General features: G+C 55.7%; 21 protein-coding genes. 16 read left to right on the top strand and 5 right to left on the bottom strand.

The window, feature by feature from the left end:
- Window positions 1-140 precede the first annotated feature (140 nt).
- The 14 genes from ACTNBK_RS08045 (at window position 141) to ACTNBK_RS07980 (ending at window position 14,819) form a co-directional block, all read left to right on the top strand.
- Window positions 141-440: a DUF3847 domain-containing protein gene (locus ACTNBK_RS08045; RefSeq protein WP_441145175.1), complete on the top strand. Its 300-nt coding sequence runs from the start codon at window positions 141-143 to the stop codon at window positions 438-440.
- Window positions 440-1,942 carry a MobQ family relaxase gene (gene mobQ, locus ACTNBK_RS08040; RefSeq protein ID WP_441145173.1) on the top strand — a complete coding sequence of 501 codons (1,503 nt, stop codon included), beginning with the start codon at window positions 440-442 and terminating at the stop codon, window positions 1,940-1,942. Before ACTNBK_RS08045 ends, mobQ begins: the two co-directional genes overlap by 1 nt.
- 14 nt (window positions 1,943-1,956) lie before the next feature.
- Window positions 1,957-3,819, top strand: a complete 1,863-nt coding sequence (locus ACTNBK_RS08035; RefSeq protein ID WP_441145171.1) for an AAA family ATPase — start codon at window positions 1,957-1,959, stop codon at window positions 3,817-3,819.
- A 94-nt stretch (window positions 3,820-3,913) separates the two neighbouring features.
- Window positions 3,914-4,108, top strand: a complete 195-nt coding sequence (locus ACTNBK_RS08030) for an excisionase (protein WP_178855309.1) — start codon at window positions 3,914-3,916, stop codon at window positions 4,106-4,108.
- 91 nt (window positions 4,109-4,199) lie between these two features.
- The gene (locus ACTNBK_RS08025) at window positions 4,200-5,405 is read left to right on the top strand and encodes a tyrosine-type recombinase/integrase (RefSeq protein ID WP_441145169.1); all 1,206 of its coding nucleotides are present in this window, start codon (window positions 4,200-4,202) and stop codon (window positions 5,403-5,405) included.
- Window positions 5,406-5,574: 169 nt separating this feature from the next.
- Window positions 5,575-6,027 (top strand): low molecular weight protein-tyrosine-phosphatase, encoded by a 453-nt coding sequence (locus tag ACTNBK_RS08020; RefSeq protein WP_441145167.1) that lies wholly within the window; start codon window positions 5,575-5,577, stop codon window positions 6,025-6,027.
- A gap of 28 nt (window positions 6,028-6,055) precedes the next feature.
- Window positions 6,056-7,561, top strand: coding sequence for a sigma-54 interaction domain-containing protein (locus ACTNBK_RS08015; RefSeq protein ID WP_441145165.1), 1,506 nt, complete (start codon window positions 6,056-6,058; stop codon window positions 7,559-7,561).
- Between the two features lie 327 nt (window positions 7,562-7,888).
- Window positions 7,889-8,728 (top strand): 3-keto-5-aminohexanoate cleavage protein, encoded by an 840-nt coding sequence (locus ACTNBK_RS08010; RefSeq protein ID WP_441145163.1) that lies wholly within the window; start codon window positions 7,889-7,891, stop codon window positions 8,726-8,728.
- On the top strand, window positions 8,725-8,916 hold the full coding sequence (locus tag ACTNBK_RS08005) for a hypothetical protein (protein WP_441145161.1): 192 nt from the start codon (window positions 8,725-8,727) through the stop codon (window positions 8,914-8,916). The genes ACTNBK_RS08010 and ACTNBK_RS08005 overlap by 4 nt, the downstream gene beginning before the upstream one ends.
- 15 nt (window positions 8,917-8,931) lie before the next feature.
- On the top strand, window positions 8,932-9,861 hold the full coding sequence (locus ACTNBK_RS08000) for a 3-hydroxyacyl-CoA dehydrogenase family protein (RefSeq protein WP_441145159.1): 930 nt from the start codon (window positions 8,932-8,934) through the stop codon (window positions 9,859-9,861).
- A gap of 94 nt (window positions 9,862-9,955) precedes the next feature.
- Entirely contained in the window at window positions 9,956-11,350 is a 1,395-nt protein-coding gene (locus ACTNBK_RS07995) for a TIGR00366 family protein (RefSeq protein WP_441145157.1), read from the top strand.
- A 323-nt stretch (window positions 11,351-11,673) separates the two neighbouring features.
- The gene (locus tag ACTNBK_RS07990; RefSeq protein WP_441145155.1) at window positions 11,674-11,940 is read left to right on the top strand and encodes a carbon storage regulator; all 267 of its coding nucleotides are present in this window, start codon (window positions 11,674-11,676) and stop codon (window positions 11,938-11,940) included.
- A gap of 106 nt (window positions 11,941-12,046) precedes the next feature.
- The gene (locus ACTNBK_RS07985) at window positions 12,047-13,636 is read left to right on the top strand and encodes a flagellin N-terminal helical domain-containing protein (RefSeq protein ID WP_441145153.1); all 1,590 of its coding nucleotides are present in this window, start codon (window positions 12,047-12,049) and stop codon (window positions 13,634-13,636) included.
- A 484-nt stretch (window positions 13,637-14,120) separates the two neighbouring features.
- The gene (locus ACTNBK_RS07980; protein ID WP_441145151.1) at window positions 14,121-14,819 is read left to right on the top strand and encodes a recombinase family protein; all 699 of its coding nucleotides are present in this window, start codon (window positions 14,121-14,123) and stop codon (window positions 14,817-14,819) included.
- Here the strand turns inward: ACTNBK_RS07980 and ACTNBK_RS07975 are convergent.
- The 4 genes from ACTNBK_RS07975 to ACTNBK_RS07960 form a co-directional block, all read right to left on the bottom strand.
- The gene (locus tag ACTNBK_RS07975; protein ID WP_441145150.1) at window positions 14,776-16,041 is read right to left on the bottom strand and encodes a polysaccharide deacetylase family protein; all 1,266 of its coding nucleotides are present in this window, start codon (window positions 16,039-16,041) and stop codon (window positions 14,776-14,778) included. The genes ACTNBK_RS07980 and ACTNBK_RS07975 overlap by 44 nt on opposite strands.
- An 85-nt stretch (window positions 16,042-16,126) precedes the next feature.
- A complete protein-coding gene (locus ACTNBK_RS07970) occupies window positions 16,127-16,642 on the bottom strand; it encodes a Gx transporter family protein (RefSeq protein ID WP_294515811.1) in 516 nt (171 codons plus the stop codon).
- 16 nt (window positions 16,643-16,658) lie between these two features.
- The gene (locus ACTNBK_RS07965) at window positions 16,659-17,057 is read right to left on the bottom strand and encodes a NusG domain II-containing protein (protein ID WP_441145147.1); all 399 of its coding nucleotides are present in this window, start codon (window positions 17,055-17,057) and stop codon (window positions 16,659-16,661) included.
- Window positions 17,038-18,090: an FAD:protein FMN transferase gene (locus ACTNBK_RS07960; RefSeq protein ID WP_441145145.1), complete on the bottom strand. Its 1,053-nt coding sequence runs from the start codon at window positions 18,088-18,090 to the stop codon at window positions 17,038-17,040. The genes ACTNBK_RS07965 and ACTNBK_RS07960 overlap by 20 nt, the downstream gene beginning before the upstream one ends.
- A gap of 184 nt (window positions 18,091-18,274) precedes the next feature.
- On the opposite strand from ACTNBK_RS07960, the gene ACTNBK_RS07955 reads away from it, so the two are divergent.
- Window positions 18,275-19,075 (top strand): hypothetical protein, encoded by an 801-nt coding sequence (locus tag ACTNBK_RS07955; protein ID WP_441145143.1) that lies wholly within the window; start codon window positions 18,275-18,277, stop codon window positions 19,073-19,075.
- A 75-nt stretch (window positions 19,076-19,150) separates the two neighbouring features.
- Here ACTNBK_RS07955 and ACTNBK_RS07950 read toward each other — a convergent pair whose 3' ends face one another.
- Window positions 19,151-20,947, bottom strand: coding sequence for a Na/Pi cotransporter family protein (locus tag ACTNBK_RS07950; RefSeq protein ID WP_441145142.1), 1,797 nt, complete (start codon window positions 20,945-20,947; stop codon window positions 19,151-19,153).
- Between the two features lie 288 nt (window positions 20,948-21,235).
- On the opposite strand from ACTNBK_RS07950, the gene ACTNBK_RS07945 reads away from it, so the two are divergent.
- Window positions 21,236-21,958 (top strand): NAD-dependent protein deacylase, encoded by a 723-nt coding sequence (locus ACTNBK_RS07945; protein WP_441145140.1) that lies wholly within the window; start codon window positions 21,236-21,238, stop codon window positions 21,956-21,958.
- Window positions 21,959-22,587: the final 629 nt, after the last annotated feature.

Here is a 22,587-nt window from a genome sequence, read left to right as displayed (position 1 = left end):
TAAATGCTCCTGTGTCTGAACACATTCACATATTGCGGAATTACATTCCGGTCAAGAGGTAACTCTTGCGGCTACCGCCTATTTCTTTTTACATACCTTGCTATGGCAAGGATGAATAAAAGACAAGGAGCAAAAGAGAAATGGAAAACAAAGAAAAAACTCTGGCGCAGTTAGACGTTGCACGATTGAAGGTGCAGCAATATGAAAACAAGATTCAGCTTTTACAGAATCGCAAGAAGCATCTGGAGAAGAAAGCTGACCGCCAGCGCACCCACCATCTTTGCAACATGGGCGGTGCCATCCAAAGCATTTCCAAAGAAGCAGATTCATTAACAAGAGTAGAGTTCTACTCTCTGATGGAACGGATTTTTGCGTTGCCTGCAGTGCAGAAATTGGTGGATGCAGCTATGCAGAGCCATGAAGCGGGAGGTGATAGTTGATGGCGTTATATCACTTCCACGTCACTCAAATTAAACGCAGTGAAGGACGAACTGCTGTTGCCAGTGCCGCCTATCGTGCCGGTGAGAAACTGCATAATCTCTGGGATGGTGAAACTCACGATTACACCAAAAAGGGCGGTGTCATTCTGGCAGAAATCATTTTACCGGAACACGCTCCCCAACGATTTTCGGACAGGTACACACTCTGGAATGAGGTGGAGCAAGTAGAAAAGCGTTTTGATGCTCAGCTTGCTTACAGTTTCGACATGGCTCTGCAAAATGAATTTTCCTTAGAGGAGAATATGGAACTGGCGAGAGAGTTTGTCCGGAAATACTTTGTTTCTGATGGCATGATTTGCGATCTTGCGGTACATCAGCCCGACCGGGAAGAAGGTGGTATTCAAAATCCTCACTTTCACGTTTTGGTACCTATTCGTCCGCTGAACGCAGATGGAACATGGGGAGCCAAGCAGCATCGAGTTTATCATTTGGATGAAGATAGCAATCGCATCAAAGATGAAAATGGGAAATGGGTGTATGATGCCGTTCCTACTACAAATTGGGGCAGACCAGAAACGCTGAATCTATGGCGTGAAGCTTGGGCAGATATGGTCAATGCCAAATTTGTGGAAAAAGGTCTGGACTGCCGCATTGATCATCGCTCTTATGTAGATCAGGGACTGGATTTGATTCCGACTGTCCATGAAGGCCCCCACATCCGCAAAATGGAGAAGAAAGGTATCCGTACTGAAAAGGGTGAATTGAACCGTTGGATCAAAGCTACCAATCGTATGATTCGCAGTATGCGATCCACTATTGCGGCGCTAAAAGAGTGGATTCAGGAGGCGAAAGAAATTCTGAAAGAACCGCAGGAGGTATATCTGGCACAGTTGCTCAGTGATGCCCATACTCTGCGCAATCAAGCGGCAATGACCTATGCCAGAGGGAAAACCAAAGCCAAGAAAAATAACCTGAAGCGTTTCATGGATGAGTGCAATTACCTGAAACAGCGAGGAGTACTGACACTCAGCGATTTTGAAAAGTATCTTTCTTCTGTTGGTGAAAAAGTGGAAGCCAGCAAATCTTCCATGAATCAGAAGCAGACACGATTGAAGGAGCTTCAGCAGCTGATGGAAGATGCAAAGACCTACGCCGAATTGAAGCCGGTCTTTGATGAAATGAAGAAAGAAAAATATCGTTTTGCCAAAGCCAAGGAAAAATACAAGGCAGAACACGAAGGAGAACTACGGCGGTTCTATATGGTAAAACGAAAATTGAAAGAGAAAGGTTTTGAAAAAGAACCTTTTCCTCTGAAAGCATGGCAGAGAGAGTTTTCTGAACTGTCGGCACAGCGAGAGGTCGAATATCAGGAATATAAACTGCTTCAAAAAGATATGACGCTGCTGTATCAGATCAAGGGTGATGTAGATAAAGCGATGCGTAAAACCCATCCAGAAATGCTGCATCCCGATAAAACCAAAGAAACAAAAACTACTTTGTAAGCAGGAGGTGGAACATGGGTTATACGAAAGAACAGATTGACCGTGCCAATCAGGTCAACTTAGAACAATTTTTACGTTCACAAGGTGAGCAGGTAATAAAAAGCGGAAACGAGTACCGATGGAAAAGGCATGACAGCCTGACCGTTAAGGAAAATAAATGGTTCCGCCATAGTCAGAGCAAAGGTGGTTATCCGGTTGAATTTGTGATGGAGTTCTTCAGCAGGACTTTTCCGGAAGCAGTACAGATGCTGATCGGAGAAGCACCGGCGGGCGATGGCACACCTACCGCACCATCATCGGAGTTCAGACTCCCGCCGAGAAACCGATATATTGAAAAAATGATGGCGTATCTTTATCAGAGAAAAATTCCGGACGAACTGATTCAGGAGTTCTATAAAGAAGGTCTGATTTACGAGGATGCACAGCGACACAACATTGTATTTGTGGGAAAGGATGAAACGGGGATTCCCCGTTATGCCCACTGCAAAGGAACAAATGATTCGTTTCGTATGGATGTGCTTGGTTCGGACAAGTTCCACAATTTTGCTTACCGCAGCGATGGGAAAAGTCTGTTTGTGTTTGAAGCACCGGTTGATTTGATGTCCTTTATCGCTCTGTACCCGAAGGACTGGAAAACCCGAAATTATCTATCCTTGGGCGGTGTGGGAGCGAAAGCGATGGATGGTTTTCTTTCTGAACGCAAGGATATAGAAACCATTTATATCTGCACCGATTCCGATAAAGCTGGTAATGATGCGGTAAGCCGCTTATTAGAGAGTATTCCCGAACATATGACGGTTATTCGCCTGATACCTTGCGATAAAGACTGGAACGAAGTTTTGATGCACAAGGATGAGCTTACTCACGGCAAATATATTTATAAAACAGTCACGCTGCGTGAGAAAGCAGAAAAGAAAGCCGTCCCTATGATTCGCATGAGCGAGGTTCAGCAAACAGAGGTAGACTGGCTCTGGTATCCGTATATTCCATTCGGCAAACTGACGATTATTCAGGGCAACCCCGGTGAGGGCAAAACATTCTTTGCCATGCAGCTTGCAGCGGCGTGTACCAATCGAAAGTTTCTGCCGCAGATGGAGCCCTTTGAACCGTTCAATATGATTTTTCAGACTGCGGAGGACGGTTTGGGAGATACCGTAAAGCCAAGGCTACTTTCTGCCGAAGCGAATTTGGAACGAGTGCTTGTGATTGATGATGCAGATAATCCGCTGACTTTGGCTGATGAACGTATCGAAAATGCGATCAGAGAAAACAATGCAAGGTTGGTTATTATCGACCCGCTGCAGGCGTTCCTTGGAGCCAATGTAGATATGAACCGTGCCAATGAGGTTCGCCCTATCTTCCGCAGGCTTGCAGAGGTGGCACAGTCTACCAGCTGCGCCATTGTAATGATTGGGCATCTGAACAAGGCATCCGGCAGCCAAAGCACCTATCGTGGTCTCGGCTCTATCGACATCACAGCCGTTGTAAGAAGTCTGCTGTTTATTGGCAAGGTGAGGTCAGACCCGACCACACGAGTGATTGTCCACGAGAAAAGCTCCCTGGCACCGCCAGGACAGTCTCTGGCCTTCTCTTTGGGTAACGAAAAGGGGTTCCGTTGGATTGGTGCCTATGACATCAGCGCAGAAGATTTGCTTGCCGGTGGCGAGGGTAGTAAAACAGAGCTGAAGCAGGAACAGGCAGTGAAGCTGATAGAGGAGTTTTTGTCTGAGGGCAGAAAGGTCTCGATCGCAGAGATAAACAAAGAAGCAACAGAACGAGGAATTTCTGAGCGTACAGTACGTCTGGCGAGAAATTCTATGGGAGATAAAATTGCAAGTGAGCGACAGGGAAAAGACTGGTGGATCTGGTTCAAGTAATGAACCGTGAGTTGGCAAATCCCGTGAAGTGGCAAAGGTTTTATAGATACCGCAGATTGCCACTTTGCCACTTGGGGTAGAAATGGAGGTATGTATGAAAGAAGTTCCGATTTGGGAAAAAGCAAATTTAACTTTAGAAGAAGCGGCAGCGTACTCCGGCATTGGAACCGGTAAACTGCGTGAGATTACCAATGACAAGAACTGCAATTTCGTTCTCTGGGTTGGAAATAAGCGTCTGATTAAAAAACGCTTATTTGATAAATTCATCGAGCAGGTTTTTTCCATCTAATATCTGCAGATTCATCATAGAAAAAGATGCCTCGATGTGATACAATGTGGATGTCACATCGAGACTCCTTTTGAATGAAAGGAGATCGAAATTGAGCGAAAAAAGAAAAGATCACAAAGGCCGTATCCTGAAAACAGGAGAAAGTCAGAGAAAGGATGGGATCTATCAGTACAGGTACACGGATTTTCGTGGCAAGAGACAGACGGTTTACGCATCCACGTTGCAGGAACTTCGCCAGAAGGAAAAGGAAATTCAGAAACAGATTGATGATGGCATTGACTATGAAGCAGGACAGATTACGGTAATTGAACTGTTGGAGAAGTACATTAGCCTGAAGAAAGGCGTGCGCTACAACACGCAGGTCGGTTATAATTTTGTTTTGAATCTGGTCAAGAAAGAGGATTTTGGCTATCGCAAAATCAGCACCGTCAAGGTATCCGATGCAAAACAGTGGTTTGCAAAGCTGCAAAAGGACGGCAGAGGTTACAGTACCATTACCAGTATACGAGGTGTGGTGAAGCCCGCATTCCAGATGGCTTGCGATGAGGATGCGGTCAGGAAGAATCCATTCATCTTCAAGCTGACAGATGTTGTGGTGAACGACACGGTGCCGAGAGTTGCACTTACCGAAGAACAGTTGGCGATCTGGATGAATTTCATCGAGGGAGACAATACTTACCACAAATACTATGATGAGTTTGTAGTGCTTCTGGAAACCGGCATGAGAGTCAGCGAGTTTTGCGGTCTGACCCGAAAGGATCTGGACTTCAAGAATCGCAGAATCCGTGTGGATCACCAGTTGGTTCGTGAGCGTGGTGGTAAATACTACGTTGAGGAAACCAAGACAAGCAGTGGCTGCCGTTTTCTGCCGATGACCGATGTGGTATACGACTCTCTGAAAAAGATGCTGGAGCGTCGTCCAAAGGTCAAGGCAGAGCCTATGGTGGATGGTTACAGCGGATTTATCATGCTGGACAAGAACGGTAATCCCAAGGTCGCACTTCACATCGAAAACGAGATGCGCTGGGCTATGAAGAAGTACAAGAAACTTCATCCCGATAGTCCTCTGCCGCACATTACCCCTCATGTGTTCCGACACACCTTCTGCACGAACTATGCAAACGAAGGCATGGACATTAAGAATCTCCAGTACCTGATGGGTCACTCCGATGCGGGCGTGACACTCAATGTTTACACCCATGCAAGCTACGCACACGCTGCGGAGCAGATGGCGAAAATTTCACAGTTTCGCCAGTCCCCTGAGATGAAAAAAGCCAGGGATTTTGCTGTTGGATAAGCAGCAAATATGGTGATAGTATCTTAAGTTTACTACACCATTTACTACACCACCAAGTGGTGTAGTTACATAGATTTATGGAGACTTGCAAAAAACTGAAGAAAAACCAAAACCTAGAAAAGCATCGTAATATCAATGGTTTTCAGACTTATGGAGGAATATAGAGACTATGATAAAAGTGCTGATGGTTTGCCACGGCAACATCTGCAGAAGTCCAATGGCTGAATTTGTCATGAAGGATCTGGTGCAGAAGGCCGGATTGGGGGCTCAGTTCCGCATCGCCTCCGCTGCCACCAGCGCCGAGGAGCTCGGCAATCCTGTCTATCCCCCCGCCCAGCGGAAGCTCGCCGAGCACGGCATCTCCTGCGCCGGTAAGACCGCCCGGCAGCTCCGCTGGGAGGACTATGAGGACTGGGACCTCTTTATCGGCATGGACGAGGCCAATCTGCGGAATATGCGCCGGCTATTTAGTGGCGACCCCGCGGGCAAATGTTCCTTGCTGCTCAGTCACACCGACCGTCCCGGCGAGGTGGCCGATCCCTGGTACACCGGAGATTTTGATGCCACCTGGCGGGATGTGGAGGAGGGCTGCAAGGCCCTACTGCACGAGCTTATGCCATGATCTTTCGCCCACGGAAAGGAGATCCCTCATGATCGACCGCCAAGCTGCTCTGGATACGCTCAAAGAAGGGATAGATGCTCTCCTGGCTGCCGGTGTCACCGCCGATGAGACCGATCAGCTGTTCCGCCAAGTCGTGGCCCGCTGTCCCCGGCTTGTGGATTATCGGGAGGTGTGCGACAACCTCTACGATGGAATCCACATCACCGACGGCGAGGGCACCGTTCTCTTCATCAATCAGGCCTACACCCGCACCACCGGCATCCTCCCCGCCGAGATCCTGGGCCGCAAGGTCTCCGACATCGAGGCCGAGGGCAAGCTCTACAAGGGCTCCGTTACCGCTAAGGTGCTAGAGAAGCGGATGCGTGTGAACTCGGTGGCCACCATCTTCAAACTCAACAAGGAGGTGCTGGTCACCGGCACCCCCGTCTTTGACGAGGACGGAAACATCAAGCTGGTGGTGACCAACACCCGCGATTTCCCGGAGCTCAAACGTCTGGAACAGCAACTGCTCACCCTCACCGAGGAGAGCAAAAAGGCCAACGAAGAGCTGGCCTACCTCCGCCGCCAGCAGGCCGGCGACAAAACCATCTTCTACCGCAGCCAGGCAATGGCCTCCGTCATGGAGCTCATTCGCACCATCGCTCCCACCGACGTCACCGTCCTCATCACCGGAGAGTCAGGCACCGGAAAGGAGCTGGCGGCCAACGAGATCTACCAGTGCAGCGACCGGATGGGCAAACCCTTCATCAAGGTCAACTGCGCCGCCATCCCCGCCGAGTTGCTGGAGTCGGAGCTCTTCGGCTATGAGGAGGGGGCCTTCACCGGCGCCAAGCGGGCCGGCAAGGCTGGCATGTTTGAGCTGGCGAACACTGGCGTCATTCTCCTGGACGAGATTGGCGATATGCCCCTTCCTCTCCAGACCAAGCTCCTTCGGGTGCTCCAGCAGCGGGAACTCATGCGCATCGGCGGCAGCAAATCCATCCCCCTGGATATCCGGGTCATCGCCTCCACCAACAAGGATCTGAGAGAGGAAGTCCGCCTGGGCCGGTTCCGGGAGGACCTCTACTACCGCCTCAATGTGGTCCCCATCGAGCTCAAGCCCCTCCGGGAACGGCGGGAGGACATCCCCTACCTCACCGAGCAGTTCTGCCGCGGCTTCAACAAGAAATACGGCAAAAACGCCCACATCAGCTCCGAGGGCATGGAGCTCATCCTGGCCTATAACTGGCCGGGCAACATCCGGGAGCTGGAAAACCTGGTGGAGCGCATCGTGGTCACCAGCTCCGGCGGGCTGGTCACCCGCGGCAGCGTGTTCAACGCCCTCAACCCCAGCGGCCGCACCCCGGCCGGCCGCCTGGAGGAGGACATCCCCCTCCGGCAGCAGGTGGCCGCCTACGAGCGGGAGATCATCCTCCACACCCTGGAGCGCACCGGCTCCATGCGGAAGGCCGCCAAGGTGCTGGGCGTCGATCACTCTACTCTTGTAAAGAAATGCCGGCAGTATGCCCAGGAGAGTCCGCCCCAGGAATGGTGATTATTTTCACCAAAACGGTGAAAATAATCACCATATGCCAAAAACTAATTTCTCTTCATTAAACTTTTAGTTTTTGTGCCTGTTCCCAACTTTTAAATCGCATTATTCCACGCTTTTTCTCTACTCATCCAAACGTGTGGTGAAATTTTTCACCACACGTTTTTTCTGCTCTTTTTTAGCGAAAATTTTTCCTCTTTCTTGAACCTGCTGCGCCCCAACGGTTTCCGGCTTTTTACCTGTCTTTCTTCAAAATTGGCACAGCTCTTGCTTTATATGCTGGCGTAAAGAACAGAGCCAAGGCTCTGAGAAAAATGAGGTGTCATCGCAATGAAGAAGACCATCATCACTGTGGCCACCACCGGTGCGTGGCCCAAGAAGGAGAACAACCCCAACGTGCCCATGACCCCTGCCGAGATCGCCGAGGACGTGTACGCCTGCTGGAAGGCCGGCGCCGCCGTGGCCCACCTTCACATGCGGGACGACGCCGGCAACGGCACCATGGACAAGAACAAGTTCCGTGAGACCGTGGAGCTGCTGCGGAAGAATCACCCCGACTGCGACATCATCCTGAACATGACCACTTCCGGCGACCTGAACGCCACCGACGAGACCCGTCAGGCCCACCTGCAGGAGCTGCGCCCCGAGATGGGCTCCTATGACTGCGGCTCCATGAACTGGCTCAACTCCAGCCTGTTCATCAACCACCCCAAGTTCCTGGAGGAGCTGGGCATGCACATGCAGGAGTGGGGCGTGAAGCCCGAAATCGAGGCCTTTGATCCCGGCATGATCGCCAACGCCGCCTACTACCTCAAGAAGGGCGTGCTGAAGGCTCCCCTCCACTTCCAGTTCTGCATGGGCTGCGCCAACGGCATCCCCGGCACCATGAAGAACCTGGTGTTCATGAAGGAGACCATGGAGTCCCTGTGCCCCGGCTCCACCTGGAGCTGCTTCGGCGTGGGCCACTCCGCCATGGAGATGCTCTACGGCGCTGTCGCCCTGGGCGGCCACATCCGCGTGGGTATGGAGGACAACGTCATGTACGCCAAAGGCCAGCTGGCTGAGAGCAACGTGCAGTTCGTGGAGCGGGCCGCCCGGGTCATCCGGGAGTACGGCAACGAGGTGGCCACTCCCGATGAGGCCCGTGAGATCCTGGGTCTGAAGAAATGAGCTGGGGCGTCTACTGGATGTTCTACCGCTGCCCCAGCTGCGGTAAAAAGTTCAAGTCCGGCACCGATACCATCACCGAACCCTCCTTCGGTCGCTGCCCTGCCTGCGGCGCCGAGGGGGAGCTGGTCGGTGAGAGTGGGAAGGTCTATCCCCCCGATGCCAACGACTACGAGGACACAGCCGATTAAAAGGAGCGTCAAACCGTGAAAGACATTAAGTACATTCTCATCTGCGGCGCCGGCATGATGGGCAAAAACATCGCCTACGTCATGGCCTCCAACCCCAATTTTGAAGTGGGCGTCTACGACCTCTATCCCACCGATGTGGAGGCCGGCATCCGCAACAACACCAAGCAGCTGCTGGAGAAGGGCGTCATCACCGCTGAGGAGCTGGAGCGCCGTCTCTCCCGCATCTCCTTCACCACCGATCTGGACAGCGAGCTGGTTTCCCGGGCCGACCTGGTCATCGAGGCCGTCTTTGAGGATATGCAGATCAAACGGGACACCTTCGCCAAGCTGGAGGAGCGCTGCCGCCCCGACACCATCTTCTGCACCAACTCCTCCGTCATGAGCCCCAGCGAGATCAGCCGGGACCTGAAGTACCGGGAGCGCTTCGTGGGCACCCACTTCTGGAACCCCGGCCATTTGATCCCCCTGGTGGAGGTAATCAAGTCCGACGCCTCCAGCGACGAGGTGGCCCAGACCGTCATGGACGTCCTGGCCTCCGCCGGCAAGGAGCCCGTCCTGTGCAAGAAGGACGTGCCTGGCTTTATCGCTAACCGCATGCAGCACGCCCTATGGCGTGAGGCCATCTCCATCGTGGAGCGGGGCATCGCCGACGCCGCCACTGTGGACAAGGCCGTGAAGTACTCCTTCGGTCTCCGCCTGCCCCAGCTGGCGCCCATGGAGAACGCCGACATGGTGGGCACCGACCTCACCTACAACATCCACGACTACATCCTGAAGGACCTGGAGGACTCCCATGAGCCCTCTCCCCTCCTCAAGCAGCTGCGCGATGAGGGCAAGATCGGCTTCAAGACCGGCGAGGGCTTCCAGAAGTGGACTCCCGAGCAGATCAAGGCCTCCAACGAGGGCCTGAACGAGTACCTCATCCGCATGCTCTACGGCAAATAAAACGCCTTCCAAAGCATTACTTTCCCGCTTTTCCCAGCCAAATCCCCATCCTGCTTCAAACCGCGCATGAAAAAGAGAGAAAGGAAGCGATTCAATGTCCCAGCAACCCCAGACCAAGCGGCTGAAGGGAACTCCTCTGTGGAACATCAGCAAGAAGTTCAACTTCGCCGCCGAGAAAATCATCCCCGATTCCTTCGTGTTCTGCGTCATGCTGATGATCGTCGTGTTCGTCCTGTCCCTGGTCATCGGCAAGGGCCCCGTGGAGCTCCTGCAGGCCTGGTGGGGCGGCCTGAGCAGCCAGTTCACCCTGGCCTTCCAGATGGGCATCATGGTCTGCGTGTGCGCCACCTGCGCCCGCAGCCCTCAGGTCACAAAGCTGCTCAACGCCATTGCCAGCTGTGTGCATAGCCGCTACACCGCCATCATCATCATGATGATCTTCGGCTACGTCACCTCCATGATCAACTACGCCTTCTGCACCATCGTCACCCCCATCCTGTCCATGCAGCTGGCTAAGCGGGTCAAGGGCCTCCACTTCCCCATGATGGTGGCTGGCGGCTACACCTGCATGATCCTGGGCCAGTGCCTTGGGCCCTCCGCCACCCTGTACTCCAACCTGGCCACCGAGGGCAGCTCCTACGCCGAGATCGTGGGTCACACCATGACCGTCCTGGAGACCTGCTACAACACCCCCAACGTGATCCTGTTCTTCGTGCTGGCCATCGCCTTCATCCTGATCGTGCTCTTCACCCAGCCCGGCGAGGACGAACTCATCGAGCTGCGTGACGTGGCCACTCAGGCCGACATGGTCCCCAACGACTACAAGATCACCGGCAAGGCTACCACCTTCGCCCAGAAGGCCAACACCTGCAAGCCCGTCATGTGGGTCGTGGGCGCCTTCATCTTCATCAACATCGTCTATGACATTGCCACCAAGGGCTTCTTCGGCGCTCTGAACATGAACCTGGTCATCTTCATGTTCGTGGGCATCAACTGCTTCCTGTTCCCCCAGCCCAGCGCCTGGATCAACGCCCACGCCGACTCCATGCACCTGGCCACCGACATCATCATGCAGTTCCCCTTCTACGGCGCCATCATGGGCATGATGTACATCGAAGGCGGCCTGGGCTCCGTGCTCATCAGCGCCATCACCTCTGTGGCTACCGCCCACACCCTGCCCATCTTCTCCTTCCTGTCCGCCTGCCTGGTCAACCTGTTCATCCCCTCTCAGGGCGGCCAGTTCACTGTCCAGGGTCCCCTGATCGTCCAGGCCGTGAACAACATCCCCGGCGCCGACATGGCCACCTGCCTCAACGGCTTCGTGCTGGGCGACGAGTGCACCAACCTGCTGCAGCCTCTGTACGTCATCCCCGCCCTGTCCGTGGTGGGCATGAAGCTGAAGGACGTATGGGGCTTCATGGCCTTCATCTGCGTGTTCTGGGTGGTCATCACCTGCCTGGGCCTCTACTTCATCCCCATGTTCGTCTGATTCCGCGTACATCCACTCCGTACGACCATTTAACTTCCCAACATAGAAAGACCGCCGCGTACACAAAGTACGCGGCGGTCTTTTTTTGCTGTCCTTTTCCTGAACGGGAAATTTTTTGTATATATCTAAGGCTATTTTCCTTATTTTTACTGATTTTGTTACAGAAATCATACAACCTGTAACAGCTCTTTGTGAATCCCTTCGTTTGTTATATCGTCTCTGTTTTTTAAAAATTAAGGGGTTTTCCTCAGTTTTTCAAAAACCATTTTTCTGTTCCAAAAAGTATACAACCTGTAACACGTCCACAAAGGAGTGTAAACATTATGCTGACGCTGGGAATCCGTCCCGGGGAATACATCGTGATTGGGGACAACATTGTGGTCAAGGCGGTGCAGCTGGAAAATCAAATCCAGCTTGGCATCGAGGCCCCCAAGGACGTCACCATTCTGCGGGACAGTGTCTATGAGCAGACCCACCCCACACCCCGGTGCATCACGCGCCTGCGGGAGAAGGACGAGCAGGACACCAAGCCGGCTCAGCCCAAGCGCCCCGCCAAGAAGGCCCAGTACACCATCCTGGCGGATTCGTGATTATGGTTTCTCCCCCTCCGTCGTGCGGTACCCACGATGGAGGGGTGGAAATATAGCGGCGGGGAGAAGGATATCCCCGTGACACATTTTTAAGGAGGAAATTTTTATGCGTATTCAGCACAACATCATGGCTATGAACGCCTACCGCAACTATACCACCAACAACTCCGCCCTCTCCAAGAACCTGGAGAAGCTCTCCTCCGGCTACAAGATTAACCGCGCCGGTGACGACGCCGCTGGTCTGGCCATCAGCGAGAAGATGCGCGCCCAGATCACCGGCCTGGACGTGGCCCAGAAGAACGCCCAGGACGGCATCTCCCTGGTGCAGACCGCCGAGGGCGCCCTGACCGAGGTCCACGACATGCTCAACCGTATGGTGGAGCTGGCCGACCAGTCCGCCAACGGCACCTACGAGGACGGCACCGACCGTGTCCAGCTGCAGAAGGAAGTTGCTGAGCTGAAGGATGAGATCAACCGCATCGCTGACTCCTCCAACTTCAACGGCATCAACCTCCTGGACGGCTCCCTGGGCAATGGCGGCGTCGGCGGTAGCGGCGTACCCTCCATCTCCGGCCTGGAGCTGACCGACAATGCTGCGACAAAGGGTGTATTTGTTAGTGCAGACTTTGCCGATGATACAAATGGTACTGATAATGGTCTGGTCAGCATGACCATCAATTACACGGATGCGAAGGGCCAGAGCCAGTCTGTGAACGTGAAGCTGACGGTTGATGATGCCAATAAGAAGTTGGTAGCTGGCGATGGCACCACCTATGACATCACGGCCAGCAATAACATCAAGAAGGGTGAAATCCAGAAGGCCTTCCTTGGGGAACTGAAGAAGACAGATCTGGCCAACGAATTTAAGATTACCGCAGCCACGGATGCTATCAAATTTGAGTCCCGCACGGCTGGAGCCAATACAGCCATTAATTCTATTCTTGCGGATGTTAAGGCAGATGCTGCTACCGCTACAGAAGCGCTGCAGACGCTTGCTACCAATGCTAAGGGTGTGGATGCTTTCCAGTCCATCGATATGGCTCATACTGCCAATAGCTATACCATTGGTGATACCTTCACGATTGGCGGTAAGCAGTTTGCCTTCGTCAATTCCCAAGAAGAGGCCGTGGCTCTGGGTGCCAATGTCAATGCCGTTGTGGTCACTACCAAAGATCAAGTGGTTGCCGACGATGTAACCAAGCTGGCTGACTTGATCGAGCAGAAGACTGGTTATAAGCCTACGGTTGCCACTACTTCGTTGCAGTTTAAGCCCATGGAAGGTAGCACTACCAACGGTAAGGGTCTGACCCTGCAGATCGGCGATACTTCCGACAGCTTCAACCAGCTGACCGTGTCCATCAACGACTGCCATGCCAAGGCTCTGGGCATCGACGGCGTCGACATCTCCACTCAGGACGGTGCTCAGACAGCTGTGGACATCATCAAGGATGCCATCAACTACATCTCCGATGTCCGCGGCGGCCTTGGCGCCACCCAGAACCGTCTGGAGCACACCATCAACAACCTGGGCGTCATGGAGGAGAACATCACCAACGCTGAGTCCTCCATCCGTGACACCGACGTGGCTGAGGAGATGATGGCCTACACCAAGAACAACATCCTCATCCAGTCCGCTCAGGCCATGCTGGCCCAGGCCAACCAGGTGCCTCAGGGCGTGCTCCAGCTGCTGCAGTAAGGTAAACGCTGAACAGGCTGCATAGCCGTCCCGTGCCTGGGACAGCATGGCCGTCCCGCCGGGGACCCCGCGCGGCGTAAGCCGCGTGGGGAGAGGAGGCGCAAGGGAGCGGGCGCAGGTTTCGCCGCCAGGCGGAAACGGAGTCAAGCGGACTTTGTGCCGACGAAGGGCGTGCTGCAGCTGCTCCAGTAACCGGAAGCGCTGCCCGACACAGGCCGCCACAATTCCATAACATGAGAAAGAGGAGGATCGGACTTCTGTCCGGTCCTCTTCTTTTTCTTTCCCATAATTTATCTTTTTTGAAACTATAGAACAGGCAAAAAAAGGAAGGCAATGCGGCCGACGCGGGCCGATCCCCGCTTCCCCCGCCGCGGACAGAGGCCGACAATTTTCTCTCAAAACACACCTTTTGTGGGAATTTCCCGCCATATCCTTTATAATTAGCCTATTAGAATGACATTTGTAATCGAAGGAGGGAAAACCCATGAAAGGAAATATTTATGGATATGTCCGAGTTTCCACCCGGGAACAGAATACGGCCAGACAGCTTATTGCCATGCGTACCTTCGGCGTAGATGAACGGAACATCGTCGTGGAACAGCAGTCGGGCAAGGACTTCGACCGCCCCCTCTACCATCGCCTGATCCAGCGGCTCCGTCCGGAGGACACCCTGGTCATCAAGAGCATCGACCGCCTGGGCCGGAACTACGCGGAGATCCTGGATCAATGGAGACACATCACCAAAACCCTCCAAACCGCCATCGTGGTATTGGACATGCCCCTGCTGGACACCCGGAGGGGCCGTGACCTGACCGGGACACTGATCGCGGACATCGTCCTCCAGCTCCTCTCCTACGTGGCCCAGACCGAGCGCGAAAATACGCGCCAACGCCAGTTGGAGGGCATCAACGCCGCCAAATCCCGTGGGGTGCGCTTTGGCCCCGGCCGCATGGAGCTTCCCGAGGGTTTCTGGGAGCTGGCCCGGTTATGGCACCGGGGCGGGGTGTCCTCCCGGACAGCCGCCCGCCAGCTGGGCATCTCTTACCAAACCTTTCTTCGCAGAGCCAAGGAGTACCAGCTGCCTCCGGGGCCCGACCAGCTAAAAACTCCGCCGCGGACGATATCCGCGGCGGAGCACTTTACCAGCCCACACCCAGATCTGGGCGCACGCTCAGGTCGATAATATCCTTGGCATCGTAGAACTGGAGATAGCGGTCCCGGGACCAGCGCAGGGTGGTCCCGTCCGGATGGAGGCGGTCACAAATCACAGCAGAGATGTCATCCTTAATATAAGAAAAGGAATTGACACCCACACTGGCAAAGACCCGGAAGCCCATGCTCTGGAGATACTGGAACATGGGACCCGTCTTGTGCCAGTCGTCCCCGTCAGGCCGGGCACCGTGAGGATAGAAGAGGATGTTGGTGGGCCCTACCAGGGTCCCCACCTCCTCTAGCCACCGCTCGGTATCGTTCTTGACCGACTCCAGGGTGCGCTTCTCGCTGCCCAGGTTGATGTGGCCCCAGGTGTGGGAGCCGAAGGTCCAACCTGTCTCCTTGAGCCGCTCAATCACCGGTTTCACCGCGTCGATCTCACTCTGGCGGTGGGCCTCAAACTCCGGTCTCTTGGGGTCGTTGGGGGCGATGTCCCGGTCGTTCTGGGTCCGGTAGCCCAGAATACCCTGGTAGCCGGTGAGAGAGTAAATGGCCTTGGCTCCGTTGAGGGAAAAGTCGGGGTGCTCCAGGACAAAGTTGTCCAGGATAGGCGTGGCGTCCAGGTCCTGGGTGAGGAAGGTCTCCTTGGTGTTGGGATCGGTGCACTGGGCCCAGATCTGGCCGTCCTCCCCCACCACCAGCTTGGAGGTAAAGCCCTCGGCCAGCATGTAGTCGTAGTAGTTTACATCATCGAAGGAGATGATCAGGGGCTTCTTCCCCTCGGGCAGCATGAGGGTGTTGCGCACCATGTGGGTGCCGCTGTCATCGGTAACCTCGCTCCACACATCCTCCATGGCCACCAGGATATAGCCCTTGTCATAGACGTTCTGGAGGATCTTCTTGTACTCGTCCACCGTCACCATCCAGTCGTCCAGGCCCTTCTGCCGGTCAGCGGGGACGGCGCTTGAGAAGGCGTACTGGGGATAGGCAATGATGGGGTGGAAAAAGAGGTGCTCCACCGGCTGCTCCGGCCCCCACAGCTGGGTGAGCTGGTCGGCAGACCAGTAGTGCCGCACGGCGTCATAAGGGTCAGCAGCCGGCGTAGGAGTGGGTTCCGGGGCGGCGGTCTCCGTCTGGATGGGTTCATGGGTGGGCTGCCATCCGGATGGCTCCTCCTTGGGCCCACAGGCGGACAGGGAGAGGGTTAGGCCCAGGGCCAGCAACAGGGTCACAGGGCGGGCAAGGTGCTTCATGGCTTGTTTCCTCCATCGTGTTCATTGGTATCTGCATCATACGACAAAACACCGGAAAAAGCACTGCAAAGAGGTAACGAATTCGTTACGTTCTTCCACTGTCTCCCCATGGCACCCGCTGCACCAGCAGAATGGAGGCCGCGCCGGTGACGGCGCCGGTCAATATGCTGGCCAACAGCAGCGGCGCCAAGTACACGGCAATGGCCGGCGAGGCCAACACGCCCATGGCGGCCAGGATCTGGCCGGTGTTGTGGGCGGCGGCCCCGGCGATGCACACGCCGAAGAGGGAGAGCCCTCTGACGTGGAGCAAGAGCCACATGACTGCGAAGGCCAGAATGCCCCCGGTGAGGGAGAAGGCCAGGGCGGAGAGATTGCCGCCCACGATGGCGCCCAGTAGACACCGGGCCATCAGGATGCCGAAGGCCTCCCGGGCGGAGAGCCGGCATAGGGCATACACCGTGACCAGGTTGGCAAGGCCCAGGCGCAGGCCCGGGAGGGGGATGAGGATGCTCAGGGGCACCAGGCCCTCGCACACAGAGATGGCAAGGGCCAGGGCGGTGAGCACCGCGCAGCGGGTCAGACGGCGGACAGAGTGTGTCATTCCATACCGCCCCCTCTCAGCCCGTCACGGCGTCGGCTTCCGCCGTGCCGCCGGTGACGGTGATGACCAAGCGATTGGGCAGGCACACGATCTGCCCCCCAGAACGGGAGACCCATCCGGTGTGGACACAGTCCTGGCTGGGGCAGTCGCTATGCGCGACCCGGACCCGCCCCCGCTCCGCCTCCACGGTGATGGGGTATTTGGCACCCGGCACCTCCACGGTGACCGGCTCGTCCAGGTCGCTGAGGGGGATCTCCGCCACCAGCTCATTGTCTAAGACGATCCGGGCGGTGAGAAAGTTGCCGGCTTTGGGCCGAAAGGCAAATAAAATGGCTCCGGCGGCCACCAGCACCACCAGCACCACCAGACCGTCCAGCACCGTAGGCCGGGTGCGGTCAGCGGCGGACGATCTCATAGGTGTAGCCCGCCCCCTCTCCCAGGGTCTCCAGGCCCTCCTCCAGGCCCTGGGTCACATAGACGTGGTCCTCCTCCGTCACCAGGATGAGCTCCATCCCGGCTACGGTGCCCTCGCCGCTCTTCCAGCGGGACAGGGCCTCGTCCGCACCCAGGACGTACAGGGCGGTGGACCAGGCGTCAGCCAGGGCCGGGTCCTGGGCCACCACCGTCACCGAAAGCAGCCCCGACCGGGCCGGATAGCCAGTGGCGGGGTCGATAATATGGTGATAGATCTGGCCGTCGGCCTCAAAATACCGCTCATAGCCCCCAGAGGTGGAGCAGGTCCACCCCGCCGGCAGGGACATGAGGCACAGGTAGTCCTCCCCTTCCCCCTGAGGGTCCCGGACATACACCCGAAAGGGACTGCCATCCGGTTTGGTGCCCAGAGCGGTGATGTTGCCTCCCAGGGCGATGATGGCGGACTCCACCCCATGTTCGGTAAGGGCCTCCACCACATAGTCAGCGGCGGCGCCCTTGGCTATGGCCCCCAGATCCACCGCCTGGCCCGCCACGGGCAGGGCAGCGGTGTCTCCCTCCACCACGGGCAGGTCCCGGGTCAGGGGCAGGAGGGCGTCCAACTCGGCCTGCTCCGGCACCCGGTGGACTGCCGTGGTCTCGCTCTCGGTGGCGCCGAAGCCCCAGGCATCCATCACCGGCGCCAGCACCGGATCAAAGGCCATGCCGCTCTCTACGGCGGCGGCGTTTGCCTTCTCCAGCAGGTCGGTGGTATCCGGGTCGACCTCCACCGCGCTCCCTCCGGCGGCGGCGTTGAGCCGGGTCACATCGCTATCCGACCGGGTCCGGGACCACAGGGCGTCCAGCCGGTTGACCTCCTGCTGAGCGGCCACCAGAGCTTCGGTAGGGTCTCGGTCGTAAGCAGTAATGGACATGGTGGTGTCCATGGCAAAAAAAGATTGGATCACAGGCTCCTGGGTGGAGGCACAGCCCGTGAGGAGTGCCGCGGCGCACAGGAGAGGAACGATACGCTTCATAGTCCGCCTCACTGATCAAGAAAAGATAGGTCGATTGTATCATATCCCGCCCTTCCTGGCAACATAAGTAGGGATCGTCGTTTTTTCTTGTTGCAAAACGGCGGGATTTCTGGTAGAATATCATCCGTTAGACTGGCCATCTTCTGGACCAGTCGTTTTGAGCATCAAACAAGGAGATGGATCCATGGACAAAGAAAAACGCGCGGCGGAGAAGCGCGCGGCCCGTAGCCACAAGGAGGACGTGATCCTGAACCGGGTACTGATCTGGTTCGGAGCCGCCGTAGTGGTGGAGCTCGTTCTACTTCTGCTCAACCGCTATTATGTCAATATCACCACCACGCCTGGTGAGATTGAATTTGCCGGTGCTTTGCTAAAGGCCTGGCCCGCCATCATCGGCGTCACCGCTGTCGGTACCGTTGTCTGCCTGCTCTGGGCCATCTTCCGGGCCAAGAGCGGGAAGCACACCACCCTCCCCGGGGTCCTGTTCGGTGTTTTCCTCACTGCTCTGGTGATCTCGGTGATTACCTATCGTTTCTATGGTACCGGCGTACAGTTCCTCTGCGGAGCCGTTCCCGCCGCCGCTGTACTGGCCCTGGTGTATTACCTCTATCAGCATGAGTTTTTCGCCGTCACCGTCCTCTCCGCCCTGGGTCTTCTGGGCCTGTGGCTTTTCCGCCGGGCTGGTGGGACACATCAGCCCCTGCTGTATGCCTATTTGATAGTGTTGGCGGTGATCCTGGTGGCCGCGGTCCTTCTGTGCCGCTCCATGTCTACTCATGGTGGTTCCCTCACTCTGGGGGGAAACAAGCTCCAGATTTTTGCCCACAACGCCTCCTACGGTATGATTTACCTCACCTGTGCCGTTGTCGCTGTGGCTGTGGTCGCCGCCCTGGTCTTGGGCACCAGCGCCGCCTACTACCTTATTTTTGCCCTGGTGGCCTGGCTCTTTATTATGGCTGTCTACTATACCGTGAAGCTGATGTGATTCTGAGTGGTGCTCTTTCGGGAGTACCACTCTTTTTTACCGAAAAAGGAGCGCCCTCCGTTGGAGGGCGCTCCTTTATGTCGAAATTTGGGCCATACTCTCCTCCTTCTCGATGGGTCCAAAATACTGGGTCCGGTACTTGGCAAAGAGGGTGTCAAAGTCGTGGTCACCTCCGGCATGGAGGTATTTGAGATAAGCATGGGTATCCGGCAGGTGCTGACTGGGGGGGGTGGTCTGCCGGACGATGAGCATGGCCACGTTGGAGCAGTGGTCAGAGATGCGCTCCAGGTTGATGGTGAGCTCCAGGAACTGTGTGCCCAGCTCAATGGTACAGGTGCCGGTCTTAAGGCGCTCCACATGCCGGTTCTTCAGGACCTCCTCTATGAGGTCCACCACCTCCTCTAGAGGCTCCACGTGGAGGGCCAGCTCGTGGTCCCGCTTCTCATAGCACTCCAGCGTAATGTCCAGGGTGGCCTCCACGGCGGTGGTAAGGGCATTCACCTCTTTCCGGGCCACATCAGAGAAAGAAATCTCCCGCTGGTGCATGGTGGTGGCGATCTCAGAGACGTTGACGGCGTAGTCGCCGATGCGCTCAAAGTTGGTGAGGGTATGGAGCAGCTCGGACACCAGGGCACTTTCCGGATCGGTGAGGGCCCGGTCGGTGAGCTTGACCAAATAGCTGTCCAGGGTGTTTTCCAGCTTGTCGATGGTGGCCTCGTTCTCATTGAGGCGCTCCAGCTTTTTCTCATCGTAGTCGGTCAGGAGCTCCACCGCCAGGCGCAGGTCCTCCCGGGCCTTCTCGCCCATGGAAATCACCGCGGACCTGGCCTGCTCCAGAGCCACAGAGGGGGAGGAGAGGAACCGCTCGTCCAGGAGGTTGAACTCCGGAGCGTTGGTATCGCCGGGGACGAGCCGTTCCACGATCTTCACCAGTACCTTGTGGAAGGGCAACAGCAGCAGGGTGCAGCCGATGTTAAATCCCAGATGCAGGTTGGCGATAGAGCCCATGTCCATCACATTGTCCCAGAAGGGAAAGTTGAACAAGGCGTTGCCGATATAGAGGACAGCCAGGAAGAAGGCGGTTCCGATGACATTGAACAGCAGGTGGATCATGGCCGTCCGCTTGGCGTTCCGGCTGGCGCCGATGGAGGAGAGAATGGCGGTGACACAGGTACCGATATTCTGGCCCATGATGAGAGGAATGGCGGTGTTGAAATAGACCAGCCCCGTAGAACTCACCGCCTGGAGGATGCCCATGGAGGCCGAGGAGCTCTGGAGGAGGGCGGTGACGGCGGCGCCCACCAGGATGCCCAGCAGGGGGTTGGAGAAAGCAGAGAAGAGAGACTGGAATTCCGGCAACTCCTGGAGCCCGGAAACGGCCCCCTCCATGGTCTTCATACCGATGAAGAGAAGACCCAGGCCCAGGATGATCTGGCCGATGATGCGCTTCTTTCCGCCCCGGATGAACATATAGAACACTACGCCGATGGCCGCCAGGAGGGGGCCAAGTACGGAGGGATTCAGCATGGCCAGGAAGAGGTTGTCCGAGGATAAATCACCCAGCCGGAGGAGCTGGGCGGTCACAGTGGTACCGATATTGGCGCCCATGATGATACCCACGGTCTGCTCCAGACGCATGATGCCGGCGTTGACGAAGCCCACGCACATCACCGTGGTGGCAGCCGAGCTCTGAATGAGTCCCGTTACCAGGGCACCCAGCAGTACGCCCTTGATCACGTTGCTGGTGAGCCGCTCCAGGATGCTCTCCAAGCGTCCGCTAGAGAGTTTCTCCAAGCCGTCTGTCATGGTGGACATGCCGAAAAGAAAGGTCGCAATGGCTCCGACCAGAGTAATGATATCGGTAATATTCACCTGTAAGCCTCCATATCCCGGGCCCTCACCCGTGGATCAACATCATTTCGGCACAGCGCCTTTGCTGTGCCTGTTATATAAATTATACCGGTCTTTTCCCCCATCGTAAATGGCAGGTAAATGGTTTTGCGCAAGTTTTACGTTTCGGCTAAATCCGACCGTCCGATTTCGTAAAATCGGTCAAAACGCCAGGATGCCTGGGGCTTGCCTTTTCCCGGGAAACAGGGTACGATAGCGTATGAGAGGAATTCTCCCACATACACCGCCCGTCGGACAGGAGGAAAGAACATGGCCCATTTGGAACAGTTACAGAAGTGGATCGACGAGAGCGACAACATTGTTTTTTTTGGCGGTGCCGGAGTGAGCACCGAGTCGGGCATCCCCGATTTCCGCAGTGTGGACGGCCTCTATCACCAGCAGTTTGCCTACCCCCCCGAGGTCATGTTGAGCCACACATTCTACGAGCAGCACCCCGAGGAATTTTTCGACTTCTACCGCAAAAAACTGCTGGTCTCCGGCGCCCAGCCCAACGCCGCCCACCGGAAGCTGGCCGAGCTGGAACAGGCGGGCAAGCTCCGGGCAGTCATCACCCAGAACATCGACGGTCTCCACCAGCTGGCGGGCAGCAAGGAGGTACTGGAGCTCCACGGCTCCACCCTGCGCAACTACTGCGACCGCTGCGGCAAGTTCTATGACACCTCGGTGGTGGCCCAGAGCACCGGCGTCCCCCGCTGCGACTGCGGCGGCACCATTAAGCCTGATGTGGTCCTCTACGAGGAGGCTTTGGACGGAAACATCATGTACCGGGCGGTAGATTACATCCGGAAGGCCGATGTCCTCATCATCGGCGGCACCTCCCTGGTGGTCTATCCCGCCGCTGGGCTCATCGACTACTATGAGGGCAGCAAGCTGGTCCTCATCAACAAGAGCCCCACCGCCATGGACGCCCGGGCCGATCTGATTCTCTCCGGTCCCATCGGCGAGATCCTGGGCGCCATCCAGGTGCGCTGAACCAGAATTGACCCGTAAAACGGGTAAGGCGTCCCGGACCTGTGTCCGGGTCGCCTTTCCCGTTTGTCAAAAGAAAGAGTGGTGGTAAAGTGAGGTGTGAGAGAATATATATGAACACATTTCTGTGTTGCTGTTTGTCTGCCCCACAGCAAAAGAGGCAGTGATTTGTGCTGGGGTCTTGCTGTGCTTATAAGATACCACACGCATAGGGGAAAAGGTTGGCAGAACTTTAAACAACTTTTGAAGATTATGTGAACTGTTCCCGCCCATCCCACAGCGGCGGCGGTTCATCCCCGTTCATTCAGTGTATCTTCATAAAAATGCCGGATATATCGCTTGTCTTTTTCATACAAAAGCGTATAATACTTCTTATACAAAGATAATCAGGAGGGATCTCCATTGCAAGCCTGCCGCACCTGCAAAAAACTGGCCGACACCTTTCAAGCGCGCCTGATCTCCGCCCTCCCCACCATTGTCTTTTATATCATCCAATTTCTGATTGTTTTCTTTGTTTTTAGGGAATCTCTGATTTAATCCGCACTACCATAAAGGCTCCGGATGTGGGATAATAACACTATCAACGCAATGGTGGTGTATGGGGATGAAGAAACAGGAAACATTTACGGATA

The sequence above is a fragment of the Intestinimonas sp. HCP28S3_D6 genome, from assembly GCF_052065695.1.
Taxonomy (GTDB): domain Bacteria; phylum Bacillota; class Clostridia; order Oscillospirales; family Oscillospiraceae; genus Intestinimonas.
This window is presented reverse-complemented; position numbering and strand designations above follow the sequence as displayed.

Excerpts from the sequence above, each read along its gene's own strand:
- ACTNBK_RS08045 (WP_441145175.1), top strand. The coding sequence starts at position 141 with ATGGAAAACAAAGAAAAAACTCTGGCGCAGTTAGACGTTGCACGATTG.
- mobQ (WP_441145173.1), top strand. The coding sequence starts at position 440 with ATGGCGTTATATCACTTCCACGTCACTCAAATTAAACGCAGTGAAGGA.
- ACTNBK_RS08035 (WP_441145171.1), top strand. The coding sequence starts at position 1,957 with ATGGGTTATACGAAAGAACAGATTGACCGTGCCAATCAGGTCAACTTA.
- ACTNBK_RS08030 (WP_178855309.1), top strand. The coding sequence starts at position 3,914 with ATGAAAGAAGTTCCGATTTGGGAAAAAGCAAATTTAACTTTAGAAGAA.
- ACTNBK_RS08020 (WP_441145167.1), top strand. The coding sequence starts at position 5,575 with ATGATAAAAGTGCTGATGGTTTGCCACGGCAACATCTGCAGAAGTCCA.
- ACTNBK_RS08015 (WP_441145165.1), top strand. The coding sequence starts at position 6,056 with ATGATCGACCGCCAAGCTGCTCTGGATACGCTCAAAGAAGGGATAGAT.
- ACTNBK_RS08010 (WP_441145163.1), top strand. The coding sequence starts at position 7,889 with ATGAAGAAGACCATCATCACTGTGGCCACCACCGGTGCGTGGCCCAAG.
- ACTNBK_RS08005 (WP_441145161.1), top strand. The coding sequence starts at position 8,725 with ATGAGCTGGGGCGTCTACTGGATGTTCTACCGCTGCCCCAGCTGCGGT.
- ACTNBK_RS07995 (WP_441145157.1), top strand. The coding sequence starts at position 9,956 with ATGTCCCAGCAACCCCAGACCAAGCGGCTGAAGGGAACTCCTCTGTGG.
- ACTNBK_RS07990 (WP_441145155.1), top strand. The coding sequence starts at position 11,674 with ATGCTGACGCTGGGAATCCGTCCCGGGGAATACATCGTGATTGGGGAC.
- ACTNBK_RS07985 (WP_441145153.1), top strand. The coding sequence starts at position 12,047 with ATGCGTATTCAGCACAACATCATGGCTATGAACGCCTACCGCAACTAT.
- ACTNBK_RS07980 (WP_441145151.1), top strand. The coding sequence starts at position 14,121 with ATGAAAGGAAATATTTATGGATATGTCCGAGTTTCCACCCGGGAACAG.
- ACTNBK_RS07975 (WP_441145150.1), bottom strand. The coding sequence starts at position 16,041 with ATGAAGCACCTTGCCCGCCCTGTGACCCTGTTGCTGGCCCTGGGCCTA.
- ACTNBK_RS07970 (WP_294515811.1), bottom strand. The coding sequence starts at position 16,642 with ATGACACACTCTGTCCGCCGTCTGACCCGCTGCGCGGTGCTCACCGCC.
- ACTNBK_RS07965 (WP_441145147.1), bottom strand. The coding sequence starts at position 17,057 with ATGAGATCGTCCGCCGCTGACCGCACCCGGCCTACGGTGCTGGACGGT.
- ACTNBK_RS07960 (WP_441145145.1), bottom strand. The coding sequence starts at position 18,090 with ATGAAGCGTATCGTTCCTCTCCTGTGCGCCGCGGCACTCCTCACGGGC.
- ACTNBK_RS07955 (WP_441145143.1), top strand. The coding sequence starts at position 18,275 with ATGGACAAAGAAAAACGCGCGGCGGAGAAGCGCGCGGCCCGTAGCCAC.
- ACTNBK_RS07945 (WP_441145140.1), top strand. The coding sequence starts at position 21,236 with ATGGCCCATTTGGAACAGTTACAGAAGTGGATCGACGAGAGCGACAAC.